This window comes from Micromonospora sp. NPDC049049 (assembly GCF_040649115.1).
Lineage (GTDB): Bacteria > Actinomycetota > Actinomycetes > Mycobacteriales > Micromonosporaceae > Micromonospora.
The window spans coordinates 20,699-28,609 of the sequence record NZ_JBEZEX010000053.1; the positions used below are offsets into that span (position 1 = coordinate 20,699).

At 70.5% G+C, this 7,911-nt stretch carries 8 protein-coding genes and 1 pseudogene; 5 read left to right on the forward strand and 4 right to left on the reverse strand.

The window, feature by feature from the left end; translation table 11 throughout:
* Window positions 1–126 precede the first annotated feature (126 nt).
* Complete coding sequence (locus AB0B68_RS31230; protein ID WP_124770765.1) at window positions 127–468, forward strand: hypothetical protein; 342 nt, start codon at window positions 127–129, stop codon at window positions 466–468.
* On the forward strand, window positions 465–1,124 hold the full coding sequence (locus AB0B68_RS31235) for a nucleotidyl transferase AbiEii/AbiGii toxin family protein (protein WP_357208489.1): 660 nt from the start codon (window positions 465–467) through the stop codon (window positions 1,122–1,124). The genes AB0B68_RS31230 and AB0B68_RS31235 overlap by 4 nt, the downstream gene beginning before the upstream one ends.
* 101 nt (window positions 1,125–1,225) lie before the next feature.
* On the opposite strand, the gene AB0B68_RS31240 is transcribed toward AB0B68_RS31235, so the two are convergent.
* Complete coding sequence (locus AB0B68_RS31240; RefSeq protein ID WP_355010275.1) at window positions 1,226–2,128, reverse strand: SDR family oxidoreductase; 903 nt, start codon at window positions 2,126–2,128, stop codon at window positions 1,226–1,228.
* Between the two features lie 186 nt (window positions 2,129–2,314).
* On the opposite strand from AB0B68_RS31240, the gene AB0B68_RS31245 reads away from it, so the two are divergent.
* Window positions 2,315–4,114, forward strand: coding sequence for a 5'-nucleotidase C-terminal domain-containing protein (locus AB0B68_RS31245; protein ID WP_357264547.1), 1,800 nt, complete (start codon window positions 2,315–2,317; stop codon window positions 4,112–4,114).
* 57 nt (window positions 4,115–4,171) lie between these two features.
* Here AB0B68_RS31245 and AB0B68_RS31250 read toward each other — a convergent pair whose 3' ends face one another.
* Window positions 4,172–4,345, reverse strand: coding sequence for a hypothetical protein (locus AB0B68_RS31250; protein WP_355010277.1), 174 nt, complete (start codon window positions 4,343–4,345; stop codon window positions 4,172–4,174).
* 84 nt (window positions 4,346–4,429) lie between these two features.
* A complete protein-coding gene (locus AB0B68_RS31255) occupies window positions 4,430–5,590 on the reverse strand; it encodes a geranylgeranyl reductase family protein (RefSeq protein WP_357208082.1) in 1,161 nt (386 codons plus the stop codon).
* Window positions 5,591–5,737: 147 nt separating this feature from the next.
* Between AB0B68_RS31255 and AB0B68_RS31260 the strand changes: the two genes are divergently transcribed.
* The gene (locus tag AB0B68_RS31260) at window positions 5,738–5,974 is read left to right on the forward strand and encodes a hypothetical protein (protein WP_124823326.1); all 237 of its coding nucleotides are present in this window, start codon (window positions 5,738–5,740) and stop codon (window positions 5,972–5,974) included.
* 85 nt (window positions 5,975–6,059) lie between these two features.
* Entirely contained in the window at window positions 6,060–7,499 is a 1,440-nt protein-coding gene (locus tag AB0B68_RS31265; RefSeq protein ID WP_357264550.1) for an MFS transporter, read from the forward strand.
* A 160-nt stretch (window positions 7,500–7,659) separates the two neighbouring features.
* On the opposite strand, the pseudogene AB0B68_RS31270 reads toward AB0B68_RS31265, so the two are convergent.
* A pseudogene (locus tag AB0B68_RS31270) lies at window positions 7,660–7,911 on the reverse strand (hypothetical protein); the annotation flags it as partial.

Here is a 7,911-nt window from a genome sequence, read left to right on the forward strand (position 1 = left end):
CGACCGTGCCAAGGCCGCACAAACCGGACACACTTCGCAGCGGGCAGGGTCAGGTCGGCGCGCGTGGAGCAGCGCGGTCGGATCGTCCTGAGCGACACCGGCTCTGGCGGGCGTTACCCTGACACCATGCAGGCCGTCTCCCCCACCGCGACCGGCGTGGCCTTTCTGGCCCGCCCGGGTCGCCCCGCTGTGGTGGCACGGACCCTCGCCGAGCTTGCCGGCCCCACCCGAGGTGTGGTGGAACTGCCGGTACGGCTGATGTGGAACGCCGAGCGCACCTTCGACCTCGGCGACCCGGACCAGCTGCTCTGGATGTACGAAAACGTGCTTCGCGAGACCACTCGAGCCGAGGATCTGCGCGCCCTGATCAACGGGCGGACGCTGCGTCGGGTGTGGCGACTGCTCAACCTGCCTCGGGGCGTACGCCAGGCGTGGGAGAGCCGGCACCGCGGCCTGCGCGCGGCGTGATCGAACCTCATCTGCACGAGTTCTACCGGGAGGTGGCCCGGGTGGCGCTGGCCGCCGCCGGGCCGTACCGGTTCGTTCTGGGTGGTGGGGTGGCGTGGGCGGCGCATGGGCTGGTCGCCCGGCCGACGGAGGACGTGGACCTCTTCGCGGACGTGGAGGGTGCCGCGGCGGCGGCGTCCGCCGGGGTGCGGGTGGCCCTGGAGCGGGCCGGGTTCATCGTCAGTGACGCCGACCCGGACAGTGAGCTGGCCGAACTGTTCGACGGGTACGAGCAGGACATGAAGGACTTCGTGGTGAGCCGCGACGGACGGCAGATCCGGCTCAGCCTCGCCCGGTTGGACCGCCAGCAGAGTCCGGTGGTGATGGACCTCGGCCCGGTGATGGACGTTCGTGACCTGGTGGCTAACAAGATCGCGGCGTTGGTCAACCGGCGGGAGGTTCGCGACTTCATCGACGTGGCCGCGGCTCTCGACCACTACGACGTGACCGAACTGTTGGTGCTGGCACGGCAGGTCGACCCCGCGCTTGACCCGGACGACGTGCGCGCCGCCGGCCGCTATCTGGACCGGCTCTCCGACCAGCGTTTCGGCCGGTACGGCCTGGGCGCCGTCGACGTCGCCGAGATCCGGCAGCGCTTCGCCGCCTGGCCACGCTGACCAGCGGGCCACAAGAACGAGCCGCACCAACGGGCCACGCGACGCGAGCAGGCCACAAGCGTCGGGTGGGCATCCCGAGCGGACGCCCACCCGACGGCGGTTCACTTGGTCGGTCGACCGCCCGTGACGCCCAGGATCTCGCCGGTCACGTAGCTGGACTCCTGCGAGGCGAAGAAGACGTACGCGGGTGCCAGCTCCGCCGGCTGCCCGGGACGCCCCTCCGGGGTGTCGGTGCCGAACTGCTTCACCTTCTCCTCCGGCATGGTGGCCGGGATCAACGGCGTCCACACCGGGCCCGGTGCGACCGCGTTGACGCGGATGCCCTGCTCGGCCAGGTCGGCGGCGAGCGCCTTGGTGAAGTTGGCGATCCCCGCCTTGGTGGTGGCGTAGTCCAACAACTGCGGCGACGGGTCGAACGCCTGGATCGACGACGTGTTGATGATCGCCGACCCCTCGGCCAGGTGCGGAATGGCCGCCTTGCAGAGCCAGAACATCGCGTACAGGTTGGTCTTGAACACCCGGTCGAACTGCTCGGTGCTGATCCCGAGGATCCCCTTGTCCTGCGACATCTGGTACGCCGCGTTGTTCACCAGGATGTCGAGACCACCCAGGTCGCGCACCGCCCGATCGACCAGTTCCTGGCAGTGCGCCTCGTCGGTGACGTCGCCGCGTACCGCGACGCCCCGCCGGCCGGCGGCCTCGACCAGCCGGATGGTCTCCCGGGCGTCGGCGTCCTCCTCCTCACTGAGGTACGAGATGAGCACGTCCGCACCCTCCCGGGCGAAGGCGATCGCGACCGCCCGGCCGATCCCCGAGTCACCACCGGTGATGAGCGCCCGCTTGCCGTCGAGCTTGCCGCTGCCCCGGTACGACTCCTCACCGTGGTCCGGCCGCGGGTTCATCTCCGCGGTCGAGCCGGGCGCTGACTGCTGCTGCGCGGGCTGACCGGACTGCCCTCCGTACTGGCTGGTCGGGTCCTGCTGGGTGTGCTGGTCCTCGCTCACTGAAAACTCTCCTCGCTGCGCGCGGGAAGCGGGGGTCTCCCGCGAATGCCGTCCCTGACCGCCCTACCCTGCGTCGGCCTACGGAAACCGCTGCAACGACCGGGGCTGTGGTGCGGCGGTGCCCGCTGCTGGTTAGGGTGCGCAAGGCGCTCACGAGGCGCGTCCACCCCCATGGAAAGGCACGTCATGACCTCTTCCTCCGGCCCGTCGCGCCGCCAGGTGCTCGTCGCCGCGGCAGCCGCGGCAGCCGCGGCGACCACCCCGCTGATCGCCGCCGCGCCCGCGCAGGCGGCCGGCGCGGCCCGGCCGCGCACCTGGGATCTCACCCTCCTGGGCACGTCGGACACGCACGGCAACGTCTACAACTGGGACTACTACCGCGACGCCGAGTACGACGACAGCAAGCAGAACGACATCGGCGTGGCGAAGCTGGCGACGTTGATCAACCAGATTCGTCGGGAGCGGCGCGGCAAGGCGACGCTGGTGCTCGACGCCGGCGACACGATCCAGGGCACGCCCCTCGCGACGTACTACGCCAAGCAGGAGCCGATCACCGCCACCGGGGAGAAGCACCCGATGGCACGGGCCATGAACGTCATCGACTACGACGCGGTGACCCTGGGCAACCACGAGTTCAACTACGGTCTGCCGTTGCTGGACCTGTGGATCCGTCAGCTCGGCTTCCCGGCGCTCGCCGCGAACGCCGTCAACGCGAAGACCGGCAAGCCGGCCTTCCTGCCGTACGTCATCAAGAAGGTCTCCCTCGGCTTCGCCGCGCCGACCCTGCGGGTCGGCATCCTCGGGTTGACCAACCCCGGTGTGGCCATCTGGGACAAGGGCAACGTCGAGGGCAAGCTGCGCTTCGACGACATGATCGCGACCGCCGCGAAGTGGGTGCCGATCATGCGGGCCCGCGGCGCGGACCTCGTGCTGATCTCCGCGCACGGCGGTGACAGCGGCACCTCCAGCTACGGCCCCGAGCTGCCGAACGAGAACCCGGTGGCGCTGATCGCCCAGCAGGTGCCGGGAATCGACGCGATCCTCTTCGGTCACGCGCACAACGAGGTGGTCGAGCGGTTCGTGACCAACGAGCGCACCGGCACTCAGGTGCTGCTCTCCGAGCCGTCGAAGTGGGGCCAGCGGCTCACCCGGATGGACTTCACCCTCACCCGCGAGCGTGGCCGGTGGGCGATCACCAAGAAGGCCGCCACCATGCTGAACACCAACACGGTGGTCGAGGACCCGAAGGTGCTCGCCGCCGTGCGGGCGCAGCACCAGAAGACCGTGGCGTACGTCAACCAGGTCGTCGCGACGTCCACTGTGGAGTTGTCGGCGGCGGAGTCGCGGTACAAGGACACGCCGATCCTGGACTTCATCAACCATGTGCAGACCGAGGTGGTCGGCGCGGCGCTGGCCGGCACGGCGTACGCGGACCTGCCGGTGCTGTCGATCGCGGCCCCGTTCAGCCGGACCGCCGTGTTCCCCGCCGGCGACGTGAAGATCCGCGACGTGGCCGGCCTGTACGTGTACGACAACACCCTCGAGGCGGTCGTGCTCAGCGGCGCCGAGGTGCGCGCCTACCTGGAGTACTCGGCGAAGTACTTCCGGACGGTCGCGCCGGGCGCCCCGGTCGACCCGGAGCAGATCAACGACCCGGCGGTGCCGGACTACAACTACGACGTCTTTTCCGGCCTGGACTACGACATCGACATCTCCAAGCCGGTCGGGCAGCGGATCACCCGGCTGGTGCTGGCCGGCAGCGACACCCCGGTGGCGGACAACGCGCAGTTCGTGGTGGCGGTGAACAACTACCGGCGCAGCGGCGGTGGCAACTTCCCCGGCATCGTGAAGACCCAGGTGTACAACGCGCAGCAGGAGATCCGTCAGCTGCTCATCGACTGGGCGCAGGCCAGGGGGACGATCGACCCGGCCGACTTCTTCCAGCCCAACTGGCGTCTGGTACGCGAGGGCGTGCCCGTCTTCTGACCGCAGCGCATCACGAACGGGCCGTGGGTGGCGACACCCGCGGCCCGTCGCGCGTTCTCAGCCCTGCACGTTCCAGCGGATCGGGTCCTCGGACTCCTCCGGCCGGTCGCGCCCGGGATCGGTCTCGGTCAGGGCCACCCGCTCGTCGGGACGGACGGCGGGCGGCAACTCCCCGAACCGCGCGTGGCGCAGAAACGCGTACTCGTCGTCGGTGAACTGTTGCTCGGTCATCAGCGCCTCCCCCTGCTCCGCTGTGATTGTCCGGCGGCCCCGCCGGTCGACACCAGTAGCCGGACGCACACCCTCTAAGGCATCCTAGGATCCTGGGTGAGCGGTGGTGGCCTGGCGCGACGAATGGGACAACCGATCGAACACCGCGAGCGCCGCCCGGATCGACCGGCGGCTCAGCATCTCGTCGAAGCTCGCCCGTCCCTGGCAGAACTGCACGAACATCCGCCAGCCCGGAGGGGTCGCCAACAGGGCGTGGAACACGTCCGGGCGACGGGTGAAAACGTCGAGCAGCCGGAAACCCGCCCGCATCTCCGGCAGCAGACGCTCGGCCACCGTCCGCTCGTACCCGGCCAGGTCGCCATCCGCGACCGCAGCTCCGGCCAACTCGCCTGAGCGCAACGCGAAGCTGATGCCCTCCCGGCTCCACGGCTCCAGCAACCCCGCCGCATCCCCCACTACCAGCACCCGGCCGTTGCGCAACGGTGAATCCTCCGCCCGACAACGAGTCAGATGACCGGAGTCGTGCTCCGCCGGCAGCCCAGTCAGACCCAACCGGTCGACGAACCGCCGCAGGTACTCACGGGTCCCCTCCCCCGCCCCCCGCGCGGCGATCACGCCGACGGTCAACCGGTCGCCCTTGGGAAAGACCCAGGCGTACGAGCCCGGCATGTCGCCCCAGTCCAACAGCAGCCGGCCCCGCCACCGCTCCTGCTCGACCGGCGGCACCGGAATCTCCAACTCCAGACCCAGATCCACCTGCCGGTACCGAACCCCGACGTGCCGCCCGGTCACCCCCGACGAGCCGTCCGCCCCGATCACGGCACGAGCCGCGATCGTCGTACCGTCGGCCAGCCGCAGGCGTACCCCCTCGGGGTCCTGCTCGATCGCGCGGACCGCGACCCGCTCCCGCAGCTGCGCGCCGGCGGCGACCGCCGCCGCGCGCAGCCGGTCGTCGAACTCCTCGCGGCGCACCATCGTCACCACCGGGCTGCCGTTGCGGCGGGTGAACTCCCGACGGCCGTCGCGGGTGAACGTCACCCGGTCCACCCGGTCGTGCGCGGGCACCTCGATCCGATCCTGGACGGCCGCCAGCGAGGTGCCGATCAGGCCACCGCCGCAGGTCTTGTACCGCGGGTGTACGGCTCGCTCGACGACAAGGGTGGAGACGCCAGCACGGGCAGCGGCGTGCGCCGCGGACAGCCCCGCGGGGCCAGCGCCAACGACGACGAGATCCCAAACGATCACGAAAGCAGCCTAGGGCACCTCCCCGGCCCGCCCGCCGGACCCGCCCACCGGCACGACCGCCCGATCGGGTGTGCATCTTCGGGCACCGAGGGGGTAACCCGCGCACGGCAACCGCCACCGTAGTGGCGGACGAGCAGAGGAGGAACCATGCAGCAGGTGCAACTGTCGGAGGCCGAGCAACGGGTGTACCAGGCGGTCACCACCCTTGAGGCACGCGGGCAGGTGCCCTACCCGGACCTGATCGCCGAGGAATCCGGGCTCACCGGTGAGCAGGTGGGCAGCCCTCTGCACCTGCTCACCGAGAAGGGCCTGCTGCACCGCGAGGACTCGCCGATGGCCGGCCTCGACTTCGGTCCCCGGTTCTGCGCCCGCCAGATGGCGTGACCAGCGGAACCACCTGGCACGGTTCGCCCCCCGAAGACCCGGGTAGCGGTCAACCATGCGTGACCGAGGGTCGACGGGGGGCACGATGAGCGCGGCGCAGACGCCGCAGCCGGTGACCGCTGCCGAGAACCGACGGCGCTGGCAGGCCGTCGGCGTCGGACTCGTCGCCGCCTTCATGACGCTGCTGGACGTGAGCATCGTCAACGTGGCCGTGCCCTCCATCGACCGGGCGCTGCACGCGTCGTCGAGCGACCTGCAGTGGATTCTCTCCGGGTACGCGCTCACCTTCGGCCTGGCACTGGTGCCCGCCGGCCGCTTCGGCGACGCCCGTGGCCGGCGCAACGCCTTCGTCTTCGGCATCTCGCTGTTCACCATCACCAGCGCGCTCGCCGGCCTCGCCACCTCCCCGACCTGGCTGGTCATCGCCCGACTGTTGCAGGGCGCCGCCGCCGGCATCGTCAACCCGCAGGTCATCGGGCTGATCCAGCAGCTGTTCCGCGGCCCCGAACGCGCCCGCCCGTTCGGGATCCTCGGCGCCACCATCGGCATCTCCACCGCCGTCGGGCCGCTGCTCGGTGGGCTGCTCATCGCCGTCGGCGGCGAGGAGCACGGCTGGCGCTGGGTCTTCTTCGTCAACGTGCCCGTCGGTGTCCTCGCGGTGATCCTCGGCTGGCGGTTGCTGCCCGGCCGCCCCACCGGTCAACCCGGCTGGCGTCGACTCGACCCCGTCGGGGTCCTGCTGCTCGGCGTCGGCGTCGTCCTGGTCCTGCTGCCACTCGTGCAGGAGCAGCAGTGGCGGACCCCGTGGAAGTGGGCCCTCATCCCGGTTGGCCTGGCAGTGCTGGTCGCCTTCGGGCTCTGGGAACGACGCTACGCACGCCACCATCAACCCCTGTTCGACCTCCGACTGTTCAGCTTCCAGTCGTACACGCTGGGCTCGATCCTGGCGCTCGTCTACTTCGGGGGTTTCACCGCGATCTTCTTCATCTTCACCCTGTTCCTACAGATGGGGCTCGGCTACAGCGCCCTCGTCGCCGGCCTGGCCATCACCCCGTTCGCCCTGGGCTCCGCGGCCGCCGCCGTGCTCGGTGGCCGCATCGTCAACCGCTTCGGCCGACCACTGGTCGCCATCGGACTGCTCACCGTGGTGGTCGGACTGGCCGCCACGGTGATCGCACTGCGCCTCTTCCCGGACGCCCCGGCGCCCTGGGTCACCGCCGGCCCACTGCTCGTCGCCGGCATCGGCAGCGGGCTCGTGATCGCCCCCAACCAGACGATCACCCTCTCCGAGGTGCCCGTCGAGCAGTCGGGCAGCGGCGCCGGCATGCTCCAGACCGGCCAGCGGATCGGCGCCGCCGCCGGCATCGCCGCCGTCGGCTCGCTGTTCTTCTCCACGTTGGCCGACAGCCGCGGGGACTGGACCGACGCCTTCGAACAGTCCCTCATGCTCGCCACCGGCATCATCGCCCTCGCGTTGATCGCTGCGCTGATCGATATCTGGCGAACCCACAACCACAAGAACTGACCGGTGTACGCCGCTGGCCGGCACCCCGGGTTGCGGGTGCCGGCCAGCGGTCGGTGTCGTGGTGCGGTCTGTGCGGGGCACGGAGATGCCGCTGGCCGGCACCCCGGTGTTGCGGGTGCCGGCCAGCGGCAGGTGTGCTGTTGCCGTGCGGTGGTGCGGGTCAGCTGTTCCAGTACTGGCCGACCAGGTCGGTGGCCTGCTGTTCCCACTGGGCGTAGGCGTCCGGGTAGGCCGACACCTGCACCGTCTGCGCTGCCTCGGTCAGGGGCATGTCCTGCCACCCGTCGACCTGCTTGAGGCCCTTGAGGAACGCGGTGGTGGAGTACTCGGGGTTGGTGATCTGCTCGGGTGTGCCCCAACCGCTGGTCGGGCGCTGCTGGAACAGGCCCAGCGAGTCGTGGTCATTCTTGTC